This window comes from Glycomyces xiaoerkulensis (assembly GCF_002798405.1).
Classification (GTDB): Bacteria; Actinomycetota; Actinomycetes; order Mycobacteriales; family Micromonosporaceae; genus Glycomyces; species Glycomyces xiaoerkulensis.
The window spans coordinates 47044-65258 of record NZ_PGGV01000032.1; the positions used below are offsets into that span (position 1 = coordinate 47044).

At 70.6% G+C, this 18215-nt stretch carries 18 protein-coding genes and 1 pseudogene; 12 read left to right on the forward strand and 7 right to left on the reverse strand.

Annotation, left to right across the window (positions count from 1 at the left end; all coding sequences use genetic code 11):
- Window positions 1-5: 5 nt before the first annotated feature.
- Window positions 6-1358 carry an ABC transporter substrate-binding protein gene (locus CUT39_RS13090; protein WP_100447294.1) on the reverse strand — a complete coding sequence of 451 codons (1353 nt, stop codon included), beginning with the start codon at window positions 1356-1358 and terminating at the stop codon, window positions 6-8.
- A gap of 95 nt (window positions 1359-1453) precedes the next feature.
- Window positions 1454-2455: a LacI family DNA-binding transcriptional regulator gene (locus CUT39_RS13095; RefSeq protein WP_198587110.1), complete on the reverse strand. Its 1002-nt coding sequence runs from the start codon at window positions 2453-2455 to the stop codon at window positions 1454-1456.
- Window positions 2456-2739: 284 nt separating this feature from the next.
- Between CUT39_RS13095 and CUT39_RS13100 the strand changes: the two genes are divergently transcribed.
- Window positions 2740-3303 carry a dihydrofolate reductase family protein gene (locus tag CUT39_RS13100; RefSeq protein WP_100447298.1) on the forward strand — a complete coding sequence of 188 codons (564 nt, stop codon included), beginning with the start codon at window positions 2740-2742 and terminating at the stop codon, window positions 3301-3303.
- 42 nt (window positions 3304-3345) lie between these two features.
- Here the strand turns inward: CUT39_RS13100 and CUT39_RS13105 are convergent, their stop codons facing one another.
- Window positions 3346-4146, reverse strand: a complete 801-nt coding sequence (locus CUT39_RS13105) for a helix-turn-helix transcriptional regulator (RefSeq protein WP_198587111.1) — start codon at window positions 4144-4146, stop codon at window positions 3346-3348.
- A 49-nt stretch (window positions 4147-4195) separates the two neighbouring features.
- On the opposite strand from CUT39_RS13105, the gene CUT39_RS13110 reads away from it, so the two are divergent.
- On the forward strand, window positions 4196-4627 hold the full coding sequence (locus tag CUT39_RS13110; RefSeq protein ID WP_100447302.1) for a DUF2000 domain-containing protein: 432 nt from the start codon (window positions 4196-4198) through the stop codon (window positions 4625-4627).
- Between the two features lie 53 nt (window positions 4628-4680).
- Entirely contained in the window at window positions 4681-5346 is a 666-nt protein-coding gene (gene nucS / locus CUT39_RS13115) for an endonuclease NucS (protein ID WP_100447304.1), read from the forward strand.
- A 54-nt stretch (window positions 5347-5400) separates the two neighbouring features.
- Here the strand turns inward: nucS and CUT39_RS13120 are convergent, their stop codons facing one another.
- On the reverse strand, window positions 5401-5721 hold the full coding sequence (locus CUT39_RS13120; protein WP_157930675.1) for a hypothetical protein: 321 nt from the start codon (window positions 5719-5721) through the stop codon (window positions 5401-5403).
- A gap of 144 nt (window positions 5722-5865) precedes the next feature.
- Window positions 5866-7944 carry an alpha-galactosidase gene (locus CUT39_RS13125; RefSeq protein ID WP_100447308.1) on the reverse strand — a complete coding sequence of 693 codons (2079 nt, stop codon included), beginning with the start codon at window positions 7942-7944 and terminating at the stop codon, window positions 5866-5868.
- A 114-nt stretch (window positions 7945-8058) separates the two neighbouring features.
- On the opposite strand from CUT39_RS13125, the gene CUT39_RS13130 reads away from it, so the two are divergent.
- From CUT39_RS13130 to CUT39_RS21575, 3 genes and pseudogenes are all read left to right on the forward strand, one after another.
- Window positions 8059-9147: a mannose-1-phosphate guanylyltransferase gene (locus CUT39_RS13130; RefSeq protein ID WP_100447310.1), complete on the forward strand. Its 1089-nt coding sequence runs from the start codon at window positions 8059-8061 to the stop codon at window positions 9145-9147.
- Window positions 9148-9155: 8 nt separating this feature from the next.
- On the forward strand, window positions 9156-9665 hold the full coding sequence (locus tag CUT39_RS13135; protein WP_100447312.1) for a hypothetical protein: 510 nt from the start codon (window positions 9156-9158) through the stop codon (window positions 9663-9665).
- Between the two features lie 309 nt (window positions 9666-9974).
- Window positions 9975-10226: pseudogene (locus tag CUT39_RS21575) on the forward strand (WhiB family transcriptional regulator); the annotation flags it as partial.
- Window positions 10227-10455: 229 nt separating this feature from the next.
- On the opposite strand, the gene CUT39_RS13145 reads toward CUT39_RS21575, so the two are convergent.
- The gene (locus tag CUT39_RS13145; RefSeq protein ID WP_100447316.1) at window positions 10456-10887 is read right to left on the reverse strand and encodes a metallopeptidase family protein; all 432 of its coding nucleotides are present in this window, start codon (window positions 10885-10887) and stop codon (window positions 10456-10458) included.
- Window positions 10888-10966: 79 nt separating this feature from the next.
- On the opposite strand from CUT39_RS13145, the gene CUT39_RS13150 reads away from it, so the two are divergent.
- Genes CUT39_RS13150 through manA form a run of 5 tightly spaced genes read left to right on the forward strand, consistent with a single transcriptional unit; the run spans window position 10967 to window position 15391 of the window.
- Window positions 10967-11371 (forward strand): DUF3499 domain-containing protein, encoded by a 405-nt coding sequence (locus tag CUT39_RS13150; protein ID WP_100447318.1) that lies wholly within the window; start codon window positions 10967-10969, stop codon window positions 11369-11371.
- Between the two features lie 49 nt (window positions 11372-11420).
- Window positions 11421-12800: a phosphomannomutase/phosphoglucomutase gene (locus CUT39_RS13155; RefSeq protein WP_100447320.1), complete on the forward strand. Its 1380-nt coding sequence runs from the start codon at window positions 11421-11423 to the stop codon at window positions 12798-12800.
- A gap of 3 nt (window positions 12801-12803) precedes the next feature.
- Window positions 12804-12980: a Trm112 family protein gene (locus tag CUT39_RS13160; RefSeq protein WP_100447322.1), complete on the forward strand. Its 177-nt coding sequence runs from the start codon at window positions 12804-12806 to the stop codon at window positions 12978-12980.
- A 5-nt stretch (window positions 12981-12985) separates the two neighbouring features.
- A complete protein-coding gene (locus CUT39_RS13165; RefSeq protein ID WP_100447324.1) occupies window positions 12986-14182 on the forward strand; it encodes an SIS domain-containing protein in 1197 nt (398 codons plus the stop codon).
- A gap of 60 nt (window positions 14183-14242) precedes the next feature.
- Window positions 14243-15391, forward strand: a complete 1149-nt coding sequence (gene manA / locus CUT39_RS13170; RefSeq protein WP_100447326.1) for a mannose-6-phosphate isomerase, class I — start codon at window positions 14243-14245, stop codon at window positions 15389-15391.
- Window positions 15392-15398: 7 nt separating this feature from the next.
- Here manA and CUT39_RS20810 read toward each other — a convergent pair whose 3' ends face one another.
- On the reverse strand, window positions 15399-16430 hold the full coding sequence (locus tag CUT39_RS20810) for a GNAT family N-acetyltransferase (protein ID WP_198587112.1): 1032 nt from the start codon (window positions 16428-16430) through the stop codon (window positions 15399-15401).
- A 330-nt stretch (window positions 16431-16760) separates the two neighbouring features.
- On the opposite strand from CUT39_RS20810, the gene ahcY reads away from it, so the two are divergent.
- A complete protein-coding gene (ahcY, locus tag CUT39_RS13180; protein ID WP_100447330.1) occupies window positions 16761-18206 on the forward strand; it encodes an adenosylhomocysteinase in 1446 nt (481 codons plus the stop codon).
- Window positions 18207-18215 lie beyond the last annotated feature (9 nt).

The window sequence follows — 18215 nt, forward strand, 5'->3', positions numbered from 1 at the left end:
CGGTCTCACTGGTCCTGGTAACCGCCGTCCTCGGCGGTCTCCTCGGCGTATTCCTGGGCTTTCTCCAGGGCTTCGTCGACGGTCTGGTTGCCGGCGATCGCCGCCGAGATCTCTTGGGCCACTCGGGTTCCGAGGTCCTGGAACTCGGGGATGGTGATGTACTGGACGCCGGTCCACTGCTGTTCGTAGAGACCGGGCCGCTGGACGTCGACGTTCTCGATCGCTTCGAGCGTGGGCTCGGCGAAGGCCTCGGCCGCTTCCAGGTACTCCGGGATCTCGTAGGTGGACTGGCGGCTGCCGGGCGGGACGCGGGTCCAGCCGAGCTCCTCGCCGACGAGCCGCATGTACTCCTTGGAGGTGGCCCAGGACATGAACTCCCAGGCGGCGTCCTTGTTCTCGGAGGTCTCGGGCATCGCCAGCGACCATGCCCACAGCCAGCCGGAGTGGTCGGTCTCGGCCACCGGCGCGGGCACGTAGTCCATCAGGCCGGCGGCGTCGCTCGATTCGGGGTCTTCCAGAATGCTGGCGCCGACGGTGGCGTCGACCCACATGGCGGCGTTGCCCTGGCTGGTGGCGGTGAGGCATTCGCTGAACCCGGCGTTGGCCGCGCCCGGTTCACCGTGTTCGCTGACCAGGTCCACGTAGAACTGGACGGCTTCGCGGGTCTCCGGGCTGGTGAGCTGGGCGTTCCAGTCCTCGTCGTACCAGCGGCCGCCGAAGGTGTTGATGACGGTGTTGAGCGGGGCGAGGACCTCGCCCCAGCCGGCCAGGCCGCGCAGGCAGATCCCGGCCACGTCGTTCTCCGGGTCGTGGAGCTGCTCGGCGAGGTCGGCTACCTCCTCCCAGGTCGGGTTGTCGGGCATGGTGAGCCCGGCGGCCTCGAACAGGTCGGTGCGGTACATCAGGAAGGACGACTCGCCGTAGAAGGGAACGGCGTGCAGGCCGCCCTCGTAGGTGAGCGCTTCGCGCACCGGCGGCAGCAGGTCGTCGACGTCGTACTCGGGGTCGGCGGCGTAGTCGTCGAGCCGGGTGATCCAGCCGTTCTCGGCCCAGATCGGCGCCTCGTAGGTACCGATGGTGACGATGTCGTACTGGCCGGAGCCGGTGGCGATGTCCTGGGTCACCTGGTCGCGAAGTTCGTTCTCGGGCAGGATCACGAACTCGACTTCGATGCCGGTCTCCTCCTCGAAGTGGGAGGAGAGCTGCTCGATGTCCTGCATCTGCGGGTTGGCGACGGTCGCGATGGTGATCGATGCTCCGTCGTCGGCGCCCCCGCCGGCGCCGGAGCATCCGCCGGCGATCATCAGTACGGCCAGGGATCCCGCGACCGCGATGCGGGTTTTCGAAGGGGTTCTCATCAGGACCTCCTAGTCCTCAATGCGCACTTCCGATGCGCATGATCCATGGAAGAGGGAATAGATCGCATCTTGCGTGATTCGTGTTGTTTCTCGGTTTACCTTCTCTGGTGATCGGAGGCGGGGATCTTTCCCGATTCCCTCTCGATCAGGCGGACCGGGACGGTGATCCGCCGGTACGGCGCGCTCTGGTCTTCGAGGCGTCCGAACAGCAGGTGGGCAGCGCCGGTGCCGATGGCCTCGCTGTCCTGGGCGACCACGGTCAGCGCGGGCCGAAGCAGGTCGGCCAGTTCGAGGTCGTCGAAGGCGATGCAGGCGATCCGGTCGCGCAGGCCCAGGTGCTGCAGCGCGTGGACCGCGCCGATGGTGATGATGTTGTTGCCGCAGATGAGTGCGGTGGGCGCCGGTTCGAGCGCGAAGACCTCCAGGGCCGCCTGGTAGGCCTGCGGGCTGTCGCGGAGCCCGGTGCGGATGTATCGCCGGTCGGCGCCGCCGTCGAGCCCGGCGATGGCGGCCCGGTAGCCGGAGAGCCGCTGCGCGGCGGTGTAGACCGCCTGCCGGTCGCCGAGGTAGGCGATCCGGCGGTGACCGGCCTCGACCAGGTGGTGAACGGCGTCGGAGATGCCGCCGGCGTTCTCGGAGACGACCGTGTCGGCCTTGATGTGCTTGCCGGGGCGGTCGACGAACACCACCGGGATGCCTCGGTCGCGCTCGGCCTCCAGGTAGGACTGGTCGGCGCCGGCGGGCACGACGATGAGGCCGTCGACCCTGCGGGAGCAGAACTCGCCGACCAGTTCGCGCTCCCGTTCGGGCTCGCCGTCGCTGGAGCCGACCAGTACCAGGTGCGAGCGTTCGAGCGCGTAGTCCTGGATGATCCGGGTCAGCGTCGAGGCGAACGGGTTGGCGAGGTCCTCGACGACGAGTCCGATCGAAGCGGTGCGCTGGTTGCGGCGGCGGATGCTGCTGGCGATCGAGTTGCGGCGGTAGCCGAGCTCCTCGACCGCGGCGAGCACCTTCTCGCGGGTGCCGGAGCGGACGTTGGGTTCGTCGTTGAGGACGCGTGAGACGGTCTTGAAGCCGACGCCAGCGCGTTCGGCCACGTCTTTGATCGTGGGAGCCCGCGTGACGCGGTCTTCCGTCCCGTCCTGAACCAACGTCTGCCACCTCTTGGGTCGCTGATCTGCAACTTCGCATGACCACGTTGTCGACAACGTTGTCATAAGCAAAGAGTATGGCACGACTCACCGCGGCGGGTCAATGGCCGCCGGAAACCGGCAACCGCTATCTTTCCCTGCCCGGAGATTTTTCCGGTCGAGGTGTCGAAACCGGGCCCGCCCGATCGACCCGAGGTTGTAAGCACGAATTCGAGAGATCGGAGAATCCCATGCGCACGCTCATCGTCACCGCTTTCGTCTCGCTCGACGGGGTCATGGAGGCCCCCGGCGGCGAGGCCGGGTACCGGAACACCGGCTGGACCTTCAAAACCGTCGAGTTCGACGAGGCCGCCTACGAGATCAAGGGCCGCGAGCAGCAGGAGACCGAGGCACTGCTGCTCGGCCGCCGCTCCTACGAGGAGTTCGCCCCCGTCTGGCCGCAGATGGAGGAGTTCGCCGAGTACAACGCCATGCCCCGCTACGTCGTCTCCACCACGCTGGAGCAGGACGACTCCCGGTGGCCGGCGACGATCCTGCGCTCGGTCGACGACGTCGCCGAGCTCAAGAAGACCGAAGGCGGCCCGATCGCGGTCCACGGCAGCGCCGGACTGGGCAAGAGCCTCGCGGACGCGGGCCTGGTCGACCGCTACCACCTGCTGGTGTTCCCGGTCCTCCTCGGCGCCGGGAAGCGGCTGTGGAGCGAGGCCGACAAGGACTGGACCAAGCTCAGCCTGGTCGAGCACGAGGCGTACGGCAACGGCGTCCAGAAGCAGGTCTTCGACGTCGTCCGTTGAACGCGAGGAACCCGGGCGCCCCGGACCGCCGGCCGAGCGGTCTCAGGGCGTCCGGTGCGCGGCGTAGCGGGCCGGGGTCGTGCCGACCACGCGCTTGAAATGGCGGGTCAGGTGCGCCTGGTCGTAGAACCCGGTCGCGGCGGCGACCGCGTGCGGCCTCGTCCCCGCGAGCAGCAGGCGCCTGGCCCGGTCGACGCGTCGCGTCACCAGGTACTGGTGCGGCGAGATGCCGAACTCGGCGCTGAAGGCGCGCACCAGGTGGACCGGATGGGCGTACAGCGTCGCGGCCGCCTCGCGCAGGCTCACTCCGGGGACGATGCTCGCGTCCAGCAGTCCGCGCAGGTCGTGCGCGAGCCGGCGGTCGCGGGCGGGCACGATGAGCGGGGATTGACGGCGCAGGTGCCGGCGCAGTCGCTCGGCGATCAGCTCGATCCCGCTCTCGGCCTCGAGTCCGTCCCCCGGGGACTCCAAGATCCCGTGGAGCCGGTGAATCCGCCGGCGCAGCACCGGGTCGCGGATCTCCGGGCCGTCGACGGCGCGGCCGATCAGGTCCTCGTCGAGCAGGGTCGTGTCGAGGTACAGGACGCGCTTGCGGAACCCGTGCGGCGTCGCCGACTCGCCGTCGTGGGGCACCTGCGGCGGCAGCAGCGTGACGAAGCTGTCGAGCGCCCCGTGCTCGTGCCGGTCGAGGTCGTAGCGGACGACGCCTTCGTCGATGATGAGCAGCGTCCAGGTGTCGTGGACGTGCATCGGATAGGCGTGGTCGGTGAAATGGGCGTGGAAGGCTTCGACGACCCCGCCGACGGCGGGGCGCCAGGCCCTGATCCGGGGACCGACCTCCACGCTAAGAATGTACAAGACCGCCGGCTCGGGCCCGCATAGGTTCGATGCCATGGAACGAGAGCAGACACCCGAGCGGTTCGACACCAAGATCGCGGTCGTGATCCGCGACGACCTCGCGACCTGGCAGCGCCTGAACGTGACCGCGTTCCTGGTCAGCGGGCTCGGCACTTCGAGCCCGGAGGTCGTCGGGGAACCGTACGAGGACGCCGACGGCGTCGAGTACTCGGCGATGTTCCGGCAGCCGGTGATGGTGCTGGAGGCGTCGAAGGAGCACCTGACCGGGGCGCACGCCAAGGCCCTCAAACGCGGCCTGGCCCACTCGGTGTTCACCTCGGAGCTGTTCGCCACGCGCAACGACGGCGAGAACCGCGCGGCCGTGCGCGCCGTGCCGACTGACAAGCTCGACCTGGTCGGCATCGGCGTCTACGGCCCGCGCAACGCGGTCGACCGCGTCGTCAAGGGCGCCCGCATGCACCCGTGAACCCGACCGCGGCGCGACCGGATGCATCGGGGGCCGAAGGTAGGGTGTGCGGCATGCGATTGGTTGTGGCGCGGTGCCAGGTCGATTACACGGGTCGGTTGACCGCCCACCTCCCGATGGCCCCGAGGCTCCTGCTGCTCAAGGCCGACGGCAGCGTGCTGGTGCACGCCGACGGGGGGTCGTACAAGCCGCTCAACTGGATGACGCCGCCTTGCACGGTCGACGAGGGCGAGGGGGTCTGGACCGTCACCTCCAAGAAATCCGGGGACCAGTTGAAGATCACGATCGACCAGATCCTCCACGACTCGAGCCACGAGCTCGGCGTCGACCCCGGGCTCCGGAAGGACGGGGTCGAGGCCCACCTGCAGGAGCTGCTGGCGGCCGACACCGGCCCGCTCGGCAAGGGCTGGTCGCTGGTGAGGCGGGAGTTCCCCACCGCGATCGGACCGGTCGACCTCATGTGCCGCGACGCCGACGGCAAGCACGTGGCCATCGAGGTCAAGCGGCGCGGCGAGATCGACGGCGTCGAGCAGCTCACGCGGTATCTGGAGCTGCTGAACCGCGACCCGCTCCTGTCACCGGTCGACGGCGTGTTCGCGGCCCAGGCCATCAAGCCGCAGGCCCGGGTCCTGGCCGAGGACCGCGGGATCCGCTGCGTGGTGCTCGACTACGACGAGATGCGCGGGGCCGTGGACGAGTCGCAGCCGCGGCTGTTCTGAGACGGCGAAGGGCCGCAGCCGAAGGCTGCGGCCCCGGTGATCGGACGCCTGGATCTACATGGTCTCCAGGTCGTCGACGTCCTCGCTGATCTCGTCCAGGCACTCGCCGGCGTTGCCCGAGAAGCCGGAGTCCTCGCAGGCCTCGCCGAGGGCACTGTAGATCGCCACGTACATGAAGATCGTGACCGCCAGGCCGAGCAGGCCGGTGACGAGTCCGGCGATCGAGGTGCCCTTGCCGGAGCCGCGCTTGCTGCTCACGACCAGGCCGACGATGCCGAAGATGATCGCCAGCGGGGCCAGCGCGAAGGAGACCACGTTGATGATCGGGATGAATCCCAGCACCAGGGCTATGATGCCGAGAACGAGGGATGTCACGCCGAAACCGTTGCCGCTCTTCTGAACGGGCTGAGCGGGCGGCTGGGGGGCGGGGGGATAGGACACTGGGGCTCCTTGATCTCGAGTCGAATGTTCGGGCGGAACGCGCGTCAGCTTAATACACACGGGCAAGTCCCGTTCACACTAGTCGACGCGGCGTAGCCGCACGATCGCCGAGTCCCAGTCGGATCCGGTCAGGCGCAACGGCAGGCCGTTCGCGTTCAGGTTTGCGCCCCAATGGGTCCGGCCGGTGTCCTCGTCTCTCCAGCGCGAATCGGCCGCGACCGCGGCCGGCCGCAGGGGCGGCTCGGGCCGGTTGAACCGGGCGGGGGTCTTGAAGGCCAGCGCGACCAGCCGGTCGTCGAGGAGGTACTGGACGCCGGTGAGGGGTTCGTTCTCGGGGTCGCCGAGGCGGTGCTGGGCGCCGTGCAGGACGACCGGTCGGATGTCCTTGTAGACGGCGATGTGCTCGGCGGCCTCGTCGAGTTCGGCGTCGCTCCACCGGGTGAGGTCGCCGCCGACGGCGAGCGCACCGGCGGAGGCGACGTGGAAGCGGAACCGCAGGCCGGTGGTGCGGTGATTGAATCCGGTGGGTTCGTCGGTCACCCATGCGCCCATGGCGCGGGCCGGGTAGGCCTGGCCGAAGCCGTGCTGGATGGCGATCCGGTCGCCGGCGTCGGTGTTGTCGGAGGTCCAGACCTGGTCGACGTGGCGGAGGAGGCCCGGGTCGACGCGGGCGCCGCCGCCGGCGCAGCCTTCGATGCGGACGCCGGGGTGGGCGGCCCGGAGTCGGCGTTTGAGGTCGTACACGGCGCGCACGTGGTCGAAGTAGACGCGGTCGGGGTCGGGTGAGGCGGGGTCGCCGACCTCGGTGAAGGGCCGGTTGTGGTCCCATTTGAGGAAGTCGATCGCGTTCTCGTGCAGGAGGTGGTCGAGCGTCCGGAAGGCCCATTCGGCGACTTCGGGGCGGGCGTAGTCGAGCACGAGTTGGTTGCGCAGTTCGGTGCGGTCGCGGCCGGTCTGGTGGATGACCCAGTCGGGGTGGGCCCGGTACAGGTCGGAGTCGGGGTTGACCATCTCGGGTTCGACCCAGATCCCGAACTTCATGCCTCGTCCGTGCACGGCTTCGATGAGCGGTCCGAGGCCGTCGGGGAACCGGTCGGGATTGGGCCACCAGTCGCCGAGGCCGGCCGCGTCGGAGGTTCGGGCGCCGAACCAGGCGTCGTCGACGACGAACTGCTCGCAGCCGATGCGGGCGGCCAGGTCGACCAGCGGCAGTTGCCGTGATTCGGAGACGTCGAAGGCGACCGCCTCCCAGGAGTTGTAGAGGATGGCGGGGTCCTCTTCGGCGGTCGGCATGACGTGGCGCCGCAGGTGTTCGTGCCAGGCGCGGGAGGCGGCGCCGAAGCCGCCGTCGGTGCAGAGGCCGGAGTAGACCGGCGTCTCCCAGCGTTCGCCGGCGGCGAGGTTCAGGCGCAGGCCTTCTTGTCCGGCGCCGCCGGTGACGGTGAGGCGGCCTTGGGTGGAGCGGCGCAGTTGCATCCGCCAGGAGCCGGACCAGGCGAGCATCGTCGAGTAGACGCGGCCGGAGTCTTCGGTGGCGGTGCCGTCGTCGACGGCGCACCAGGGGTTGGCCTGGTGGCTGGTGTTGCCGCGCCGGGAGCCGAGGAGGGTCTCGCCGACCGGTGCTTCGGTGCGGCGGAGCTGCCATTCGGCGGCCCATTCCCCCGTGAGGTGGGACAGGCGGTAGGTGGCCCAGTGAGGGAGGGTCCAGGCGGCGGAGTCGAAGCGTCCGACCTCGACCGGTGCGTCGGCTTCGAGTTCGGCCCATCGGTCGAGCACGCCGGTGTCCCGGACTCGGTAGTGGAGGGTGAGGGTGAGGTCCCGGTCGGTGAAGGCGATGGCGAGGTGGTCGTCGTCGATGCGGTGGTCGCGGTAGTGCCAGTCGAAGCCCTTGGCGCCGTCGGGGTGGCGCAGTTGGAGCGAGGGGGTGGCGAACTGGGGGCCGAGTTCGCCGAGCAGCTCGACGCCGTGGTGGATCCGGTCGTCGAAGGAGTATTCCTCGGCGTTCTCGGCGGTCAGTTCGGCGGTGGCCGCGTCGGGGACGGGCGGGCCCCAGTAGAACTGGCGGGGCATGCCCCGGCCGCAGAGTCCGACGACGTAGGAGAAGCCGGGGCCGGTGAGGTGCCAGGTGCGGGCCTGCTCGGAGAAGCTGATGGTCATTGACGCTCCTTGGACGGTCTGAACCGGTTCAGTGTGCCATCCGGGGCGGACCGCTGAGCCGCCCGTTCCCACCGGGTGAACCGAGGTGGCGGTAGGGCATGCAAGACTATTGGCATGCTTCACGCGGTGGTCCCCGCAGGCGGCTCAGGAACCCGGCTCTGGCCCCTGTCGCGCGCACAGCGGCCCAAGTTCCTGCTGCCCCTGACCGGTTCCGACTCCTCCCTGCTCCAGGCCACGGTCGAGCGGGTGCGCACGCTGTCGGCTCCCGACCACGTGTACGTGGTCACCGGCACCGCGCACGCGGTGGACGTGGCCCGGCAGTTGCCGGACGTGCCCGGGGACAACATCCTGGTCGAGCCGTCGCCGCGCGACTCGGCGGCCGCGATCAGCCTCGCCGCCGCCGTGATCGCCGAGCGCGACCCGGAGGCGATCATGGGCGCGTTCGCCGCCGACCACCTGGTCCCCGACGGCAAGGCCTTCGCCCAGACCGTCGAGCGCGCGATGGAGCTGGCCGAGAGCGGCCTGCTCATGACCATCGGCATCACCCCCACCGGGCCCGACACCGGCTACGGCTACCTGCGGCTCGGCTCCGAGGTCGGCCCCGGCTACCACCTCGACGCGTTCGTGGAGAAGCCCGACCAGGTCTCGGCGGTGGAGTACGTCTCGGCCGGGAACTACCTGTGGAACGCCGGCATGTTCGTCTGGCGCGTCGACGTCTTCCTGGAGGAGCTCGCCCGTCACCGACCGGCCCTCCACGAGACGGTCCGGACCCTCGCCGCGGCGTGGGACACCAACGGCCGGGACGCCCTGTTCGCGAAGCTGTGGCCGACCCTGGAGAAGATCTCGGTCGACTACGCGGTGATGGAGCCGGCCGCGGCCTCCGGCAAGGTCGGCGTCGTCCCCGGCGACTTCGACTGGCACGACGTGGGCGACTACAACACCCTCGGCCATGTCCTCAAGGCCGCCGACCGGGTCGGCAACGTCGTGGTCCGGGCCTCGGGCGCCGGCGAGGCGCACCTGACCGAGTCGAAGCGGAACGTGGTGGTGCCGGCCGCCGGGCGGCTGGTGGCCGCCGTAGGGGTCGACGATCTCATCATCGTCGACACCCCCGACGCGGTGCTGGTGTGCCCGCGCGACCGGGCCCAAGAGGTCAAGGGCGTGGTGGAGGAACTCAAGGAGGGCGCCAGAGGCGATCTGGTGTAATACCGGCCATGCCGTCACCGCAACGCCTCCGCACGACTGTCGCCGGTCTCCTGCTGTGCGGCGCGGCGGTCTTCATCGCCGTGGCCGCCTCCGAGTGGCTCGTCGGCGCCGGAGCCGATCCCCGTGACGACGTCTTCAGCCGGGCCGCCGGGATCGAGTTCACCGACACCGCGAGGCGGACGCTGTTCTCCGTGGTGCCGGTCGCGGCTCCGGCGCTCGCGGCGTGGCTGGTCCCCGGAAGAGTGATTCGGCGTCTCGCCCGGGTCCTCTACGCGGTCTATCTCGTTATCGGAGTGCTGCTGGCGTTGTCGGCGGCGAAATACGGATTCGACCAGCAGGCGCAACTGGAGAGCCTGGGGCGGGCCTGGGTCGAGCCCCGGTCGGCGGTCGAGCGGCTCCTGCTCGACGCGGCGTGGCTGACCCTGGCGGTCGCCGGGTGGCTCTCCCTGCGATGGAACGGAAAACGTGAAGGCAACTCCACAAGGCCGGAAGGCGCCCCGCGGCCCCCGGAGGACTGAGTCCGAGGGGTCCTTCCATCGCCGACATCACCGTGCGCTATCGTCTGATAGCGAAACGTTACCGAATAGCGACGGACGCTCATCGTCCATTAGAGATGAGTCTTGGCGGTGCGGCCCCGATTTCGGGCCGCCCGCGGGCACAGGTACCGGGCGGATGCGCGCCGCCGGCGGCGACGCGGGAACGGGGCCGCACGCGCGACAGGGGAAGGAAGCGCGTCCGGACTACGGATCCGACTTCCGGTGCCGTGCCGATGATTGCAAGGGGGGAGCACCGGTACCGCCGGTGCGCACACGAGGAGGCGGACGTATATGGACGGCCGTGACTACCTGGCCGACCTGTTGGGGAACGTTCCGGAATGGCAGGCACGCGCGCTCTGCGCGCAGACCGACCCGGAGGCGTTCTTCCCCGAAAAAGGAGGATCGACGCGCGATGCGAAGCGCATCTGCGCCAGATGCGAAGTCAAAGAGAACTGTCTGCAGTACGCGCTCGAGCACGATGAGCGGTTCGGTATCTGGGGCGGGCTCTCGGAGCGAGAACGCCGCAAGATCAAGCGGCAGGCCCGAGAAGCGGCCCGGCGCCGCGCCGAACGCGCGGCGCCCGTGGTGGTGTGCTTCCCGACCCCGATGATCAACCCCGATCTGGAGCCGCAGACCGCGCTCCCCGAACCGGCGTCCGCGGAACCGGTGCTGGAGCAACTGGTCGAGTCCGGACGCGAACGCGTCCCGGTGGCGGCCTGACGAAGGGACCCGACTGAACGCGAAGGGGCAGGACGCACGCGTCCTGCCCCTTTCAAGGCTCCAGGTTCCCCGGCGGCAGGTTCAGCAGCGACACCAGCAGCTCCGCCAGGACGCTGCGCACCAGCATCTCCAGCTCCAGCCGGCCGTCGACCCGCAGCTCGATCGGCCGGCGGTACACCACGATCCGCGGCGCAGCCGCGGTCGTGCCCGGCTGGGCCGGGTAGAGCTTGGCCAGCGGCACCCCGCGGTCCTCGACGATGTCGGCGTCGTAGACGTGCATCGGCGGCGGCACCTCGTCGACGGCGAACTCGATGTGCCCCAGGCTCGCCGAATGCGCCCCGAGAGTGTCGGCCAGGTGCCGCTCGATCGCCACCACCGTGTCCATCACCAGGAAGTCGAACTCCTGGGCGGGAGTGCGCCGCATCGGCAGCGCGCTCGGCGCCAGTGGTCCGCGCATGCCACGCCCGTGGCGATCTCTCCGCATGCGCCCACCATAGCGACCGGGCCGCGGTCTCACTGCTCAGCGCCACCGTGTCCGGCACCACGAGTGGTAGTTTCGTGGGGTGAGGTCGGATCGGCGTTGCTCCCGGAACGGCTGCCGCCAGCCGGCGGTGGCCACTTTGACGTATATCTACTCGGACTCGACCGCTGTGGTCGGCCCGCTCGCGACCACCCGCGAGCCCCACAGCTACGACCTGTGCGATGCGCACGGGCGTCGACTCACCGTGCCCCACGGATGGGAGCTGGTCCGCCACCAGGGCGACTACACCGCGCCCATGCCGACCGACGACGATCTGGTGGCCCTGGCCAACGCCGTCCGCGAGGCCGCCTCCGGCGACCGGGTCGAGCCCGAGCCGCCGGCACCCGACCCCGGTCGGCGCCAAGGCTTCCGAGGATCGCCCCCACCGCCGATGAGTGCGCGGGGTCACCTACGGGTGGTGTCGGGCGACGACGAAACGCACCGCTAGTCTCGACATTGTTCACCGGCCCACCTTTGTGAAAGGCGGACGCACTCCAGTGGCTCCCCAGCTCAGTGAAATCGTGAAGGCCTACGACGTCCGCGGACTCGTCGGCTCGCAACTGACCGCCGAGGTCATGGAGGCGATCGGCGCGGCCGCCGTCGCCGTGACCGGCGAGCGCAGGTGGGCGGTGGGCCACGACATGCGCGACTCGGGCCCCGGATTCGCCGCCGCCTTCGCCCGGGGCGCCACCGCCGCCGGCGCCGACGTCGTCGAGGCCGGGCTGTGCTCGACCGACATGCTCTACTACATCGCCGGCGCCCGCGACGTGGCCGGAGCGATGTTCACCGCCAGCCACAACCCGGCCGAGTACAACGGGCTGAAGATGTGCCTGCCGGCCGCCAGACCCGTCGGCCTCGACACCGGGCTGGCCGACATCCGCGACCGCGCCCAGGCGATCCTCGACGGCGAGCCCGCCCCGCGGGCGGACCGGCCCGGGACGGCGACCGGACAGGACTTCCTGGCCGGATACGCCGCCTACATGCGCGGCCTGGTCGACCTGTCGGGCATCAGACCGCTCAAGGTGGTCGTCGACGCCGGCAACGGCATGGGCGGGCACACCGTCCCGGCCGTGCTCGGCGACCGGCTCCTCGAGGCCCTCCCGCTGGAGATCGACCCGCTCTACTTCGAACTCGACGGGACCTTCCCCAACCACGAGGCCAACCCGCTCGAACCGGCCAACATCGTCGACCTGCAGGCCCGCGTCCGCCGGACCGGCGCCGACCTCGGACTGGCCTTCGACGGCGACGCCGACCGCTGCTTCGTCGTCGACGCCGCCGGCGACCCGGTCACGCCCTCGTCGATCACTGCGCTCATCGCCGCCCGGGAGCTGGCGAAGCACCCCGGCGACGCCATCTGCCACAACCTCATCTGCTCCAGGGCCGTACCCGAGATCATCGCCGAGCACGGCGGCCGGCCGCTGCGCACCCGCGTCGGCCACTCCTACATCAAGGCCGTCATGGCCGACCAGGACGCCGTATTCGGGGGCGAGCACTCCGGCCACTACTACTTCCGCGAATTCTGGTTCGCCGACACCGGCATGCTGGCGGCCATGCACGTCCTGGCCGCCCTCGGCGGCTCGGACAAGCCGCTCGCCGAACTGTCCGAGGAGTTCGTCCGCTACGTCCCCAGCGGCGAGATCAACTCCAAGGTCGCCGACGCGAACTCCAAGATCGAGGAGGTCGCCGCCCACTACGACGCCCAGGACGGGGCCGGGACCGACCGCCTCGACGGCCTCACCGTCACCCTCCCGGACGGCGCCTGGGCGAACCTGCGCCCCTCCAACACCGAACCGCTGCTGCGACTCAACGCCGAGGGCCCCGACCAGGCCTCGATGGAGCGGCTGCGGGACGACATCCTCCGCATCGTAAGGAACTAGACCATGCCCGTTACCCCCGCACCCGTGCTCCTCGAGCTGCTGCGCTGCCCCGAACCCCACCACGCGCCGCTCACCTACGACCGCGAGGCCAACTGCCTCACCTGCTCTCAGTGCGAAAAGGTGTTCCGGGTCGAGGACGGCATCCCCGTGATGCTCCTCGACTCGACGAAGGAGGAATAGACGGCATGGGACCAGACGACGACGGCGTGGCAGGCATCACCGGCGACCGCCGGGCCGATGAGGCCCGGATCTCCGGTGAGCTGAGCGACGCCAGCAATCCCGGCGGCTCCCTGTGGGCCCTGGCCTCGGCGGGCCCGCAGCTCAGGGAATCGGCCGCGCTCGCGGCCGACGCGGGCCTCGGGGTGCTCGCCGACGAGGGCCGCCCCCGTGCGGTGGTCGTGGCCGGCGTCGGCACCGCCGCGCGCACCGGCGACATCCTCTCCACCGTGGCCGGCCCCCGCTGCCCCGTTCCCGTCCTCGGCCACCGCTCCGCCGGCGTGCCCGGGTGGGTCGGCGCGGCCGACGTCGTGCTCGCCGTATCGGCCTCCGGCCGCTCCCCCGAGGCGCTCGCCGCCGCCGAGGCGGCCGCCCGCCGCGGCGCCAGACTGGTCGCCGTCGGCGCCCCCGACTCCGAGCTCCAGGCCGTCGCCGAGCGCGCCCGCTCGCCGTACGTGGCCGTCCCGCGCCGCGCCCCCGCGCGGCTGAGCCTCTGGGCGCTGACCGTGCCGGTGCTCCTGGCCGCCCGCGAACTCGGCCTGGTCCAGATGCCCGAGGCCGACATCGCCGAGACCGCCGCGCGCCTCGACGACGACGCCGAACGGTGCCGGGCCGGGGCCGACGCCTGGGTCAACCCCGCCAAGGAGCTGGCCATGAACCTGGCCGGGTCGATCCCGGTGATCTGGGGGTCGAGCCCGCTGGCCGGGGTCGCCGCCCGCCGCTTCGGCGACATGCTCGCCGCCAACGCGCGCTATCCGGTCGTCTCCGGCGAGCTCGGCGAGGTCGGCCGCGGCCGCGTCGGCCTGCTCGACGGCGTCTTCGGCTCGCTCGCCGAAGGCGAGAGGGACATCTTCGCCGACGAGGAGGAGGGGGATTCGCCCACGCGCCTGCGGATCGTCCTGATGCGCGACGACGGCCTCGACGGCGACGACACCACCCCCAAGCCCGACACCCGCCGCGCCGACGCCGTCGCCAAACTCGCCGAACGCCGCGGCGTGCGCTGCGACGTCATGCCCGCCGAGGGCGGCTGCGCCCTCGAGCGCCTGGCCTCGCTGATCGCCGTCCCCGACTTCGCCTCGGTCTACCTCGCGCTCGCCCACGGCCTCGACCCGATGCGGGTACCGGCCGTCGCCGAGATGAAAGAGGAGGCCGTCGGCGGCGAGTAGCAGCGCCGGACGAGCCGTTACAGTTGGTCCACCGGATTCATACAGTGACGAGGAGCGGACGTGCAGGGGCTTGACGGCGTCATCCGCAACTACGCGTGGGGTTCACAGGTTGACATCGCCAGACTCCAGGGGCGCACCTACCCCGCCGAGATGCCCGAGGCCGAAGAGTGGTTCGGCGCCCATCCCACCGCCCCGTCGATCCTCGACGACGGCCGCCCGCTCGACGACGCCATCGCCTCCGAGCCGGCGCACCTGCTCGGCCGCCGCGTGCTCGACGGCTTCGGCCCGCGCCTGCCGTTCCTGATCAAACTGCTCGCCGCCGACCAGCCGCTGTCGCTCCAGGCCCACCCGAACTCCCGCCAGGCGCACTCGGGCCACCAGCGGGAGCTGCGCATCGGCATCGACGCGGCCTACCGCAACTACGTCGACGGCAACCACAAGCCCGAACTGATCGTCGCGCTCACCGACTTCCGGGCCCTGTGCGGTTTCCGGAAGCCGGAACGGGCGGCCGACCTCATCGCCGCCCTCGGCGTCGCCGGGCTGGAGGGCCTGGTCGCGACGCTGCGCGACCCGCGCGGGGGCCTCAGGCGGGCCGTCACCGACCTGCTGGCGATGAGCCGGGACGAATGCCGCGACCTGATCGACCAGTCCGTCAAGTCCGCCACCGAGATCGGCGCCGCCGACGCGGCCGACCTGACCGAGCTGGCCCACTACTACCCCGACGACCCGGGCGTGCTGGTGAGCATGCTGCTCAACCACGTCACGCTCCGGCCGGGCGAGGCGGTCTACATGCCGGCCGGGAACCTCCACGCCTACCTCGACGGCTTCGGCGTGGAGATCATGGCCGCCAGCGACAACGTCCTGCGCGGCGGCCTGACCAGCAAGCGCATCGACGTGCCGGAACTGCTGCGGGTCCTGGACTTCCGGGCCATGGACGAGCCGCGTGCGCGCAGCCGGGACGCCGGGCCGGTGCGGACCTGGCCGGTCCCGATCGACGACTTCTCGCTGCGGCGCATCGAGGTCGGGACCGAGGAGCGGGCGCTGGACCTCGACGGGCCGCGGATCTGCCTGTGCACCGGCGGGTCGGTGACCGTGGCCGACGACGAGGGCGGGTACGAGCTGTCGCCCGGCCGGGCCGCGTTCTCGGCGGCCACGGCCGGACGGCTCCGGGCCTCGGGGTCCGGCGAGCTGTTCGTGGCCTCGGTGTAGGCCCGTACTAGGCGAGCTTCTTCTGGACCGCGAGCTCGCGGAAGAACGGCCGGTAGCCGATCGCCTCGTTGATGTCGATCATGTGGCTGTTGACCTCGGCGTTCCAGGTGATCACGTAGCGGACCATCGGCCGGTGGCGGCGCAGGCGGCGCTGGTTGGCGATCTTGAGGACCGTGCCGAGGCGCCTGCCGCGGTGCCCGGGGTCGACGATGGTGTCCCCCTGCCAGACCGAGTCCTCGTCGCCGGGGTCGACCCGGATGGAGGTGTAGCCGGCGACCTGGCCGGAGGCCGCGTGCCGCACGGCCGCGGCGATCTCGAGCGCCCCGTGCTCGCGTCGGACCCGCTCGTCGTCGCGGATCCGGTCGACGTCGTAGACGGCCGGGCGGATGTCCAGCTCGCCGATGGGCGGGTCGGTCCACATGCGGGCCTCCATGCGGGCGACGCCCTCGGCGACGTCGTCGGGGACCCGGTCGGTCCATTCGACCAGCTCGTAGCCTTCGGCCCACTTCCAGGCCGCGGCGTAGCGCTCGGTGAGCTCGCCCTCGTCGACGCCGGTCAGGTCGTTGCGGCGGCAGATCTCGGTGTCGCCCACGGCATAGCCGTGCTTCGCGGCGAAGTGCTTCCCGGGCGTCTCGGCCCCGGGCCGGCCGAAGATCTCGTCGACGGCGTAGGCGATGACGGTGTCGCGCCCGTTGCGCTTGACGCGCTCCTCGAGGAACTGGAGCAGGCGGGTGCCGACGCCGTCGCGCCGGCGGTCCGGACGGACCTCCAGGTCGCACTCGGCCATGTGCCGGTTGTCCTTCTCGAACATGTGCAGGGTGATATGGCCGGCCACGTCGCCGTCGGCCACGGCGGCCCAGCGCTCGATCTTCATCGAGGCGGGCGCGGAGAGCAGGCGCAGCCGCGAGGCGGCCGGATTCGGCTCCGGGAAGCCCGCAAGGTCCCGGCGGACGGCGGCGGTCTGCTGGTCGATCCAGGAGCGGACGAGATCGCCGTCGGCCGGATCAATCGGTACCAGGGTTATGTCGGGATTGCTCACAACGACGACGATTCCGGAAAGCGGGGGGCCGCGCAATCGGATTACCGGCGTGTCGGGGCGGTGTCGGAGGGCGCCGGACGCAAAAATGTGCCGGGCGGCCACCCCAGACCGCCCGGCACTCCCCCCGGTTTGGTTCCCCCGCGCGTCACCTGCGATGTTCTGCGACCTATACCGGCCGCCGCACCGCTGTGACGCTGCGTATCTGCAATATTACCCACCGCCCCACGAGTGTCAAGCCGAAACGGGGATTGACACGGATTATTTTTTCCGTGTCCTGTCACACCACGGCGCTGTAAGTCCCGCTCAGGCGCGGCGCGTAGCATTTTCCACATGACGAACACGCTTCGAGCCGACGACTACAAGGTGGCCGATCTCGAGCTGGCCGAGTTCGGTCGCCACGAGATCCGCTTGGCCGAGCACGAGATGCCGGGCCTGATGGCGCTGCGCGGGCGCTACTCCGAGGCCAAGCCGCTGGCGGGGGCCCGCATCACCGGTTCCCTCCACATGACGATCCAGACCGCGGTGCTCATCGAGACCCTGGTCGAGCTGGGCGCGCGCGTCCGCTGGGCCTCCTGCAACATCTACTCGACCCAGGACCACGCCGCGGCCGCGGTCGCGGTCGGCCCCGGCACGCCCGAGGCCCCGCGGGGCGTCCCGGTGTTCGCGTGGAAGGGCGAGACCCTGGAGGAGTACTGGTGGTGCGCCGAACGCGCCTTCGACTGGGGCGAGGAGGAGCCGAGCATGATCCTCGACGACGGCGGCGACGCCACCCTGCTGGTCGTGCAGGGTGCGAAGTTCGAGGCCGCCGGCGCCGTCCCCGAACCTGAGGAGGCCGAGAGCGAGGAGGAGGCCGTGGTGCTGTCGCTGCTGGCGAAGTCGCTCCGGCAGGACCCGGACCGGTTCACCCGCAAGGCCCGGGCGATCCGGGGCGTCACCGAGGAGACCACCACGGGCGTCCACCGGCTCTACGAGATGGAGCGCGACGGCCGGCTGCCGTTCCCGGCCATCAACGTCAACGACTCGGTGACCAAATCGAAGTTCGACAACAAGTACGGGGTGCGGCACTCGCTGCCCGACGGCATCATGCGCGCCACCGACGTCCTCATCGGCGGCAAGACCGCCGTGGTCTGCGGCTACGGGGACGTCGGCAAGGGCTGCGCCGACGCGCTGCGGGGCCAGGGCGCCCGCGTGGTCGTCACCGAGGTGGACCCGATCTGCGCGCTGCAGGCGGCGATGGACGGCTTCCAGGTCCTCACGCTCGAGGACGTGCTGGAGTCGGCCGACATCTTTATCACCGCCACCGGCAACCGCGACATCATCTCGGCCGACCACATGCGGCGCATGAAGCACCAGGCGATCGTCGGCAACATCGGCCACTTCGACAACGAGATCGACATGGCCGGGCTGGCCGCCGAGCCGGGCATCGAGAAACTCGAGATCAAGCCGCAGGTCCACGAGTGGCGGTTCTCCGACGGGCACTCGGTCCTCGTGCTCAGCGAGGGCCGCCTGCTGAACCTCGGCAACGCCACCGGGCACCCGAGCTTCGTGATGAGCAACAGCTTCACGAACCAGGTGCTGGCCCAGATCGAGCTGCACACCGAGACCGAGCGCTACCCGGTCGGGGTGTACACCCTGCCCAAGCACCTCGACGAGGACGTGGCGCGGCTGCACCTCGACGCCCTCGGCGTGAGGCTGACCCGCATGACCAAGACCCAGGCCGACTACATCGGCGTCGATGTCGACGGCCCCTACAAGGGCGACCACTACCGGTACTAGGCCGTTCGC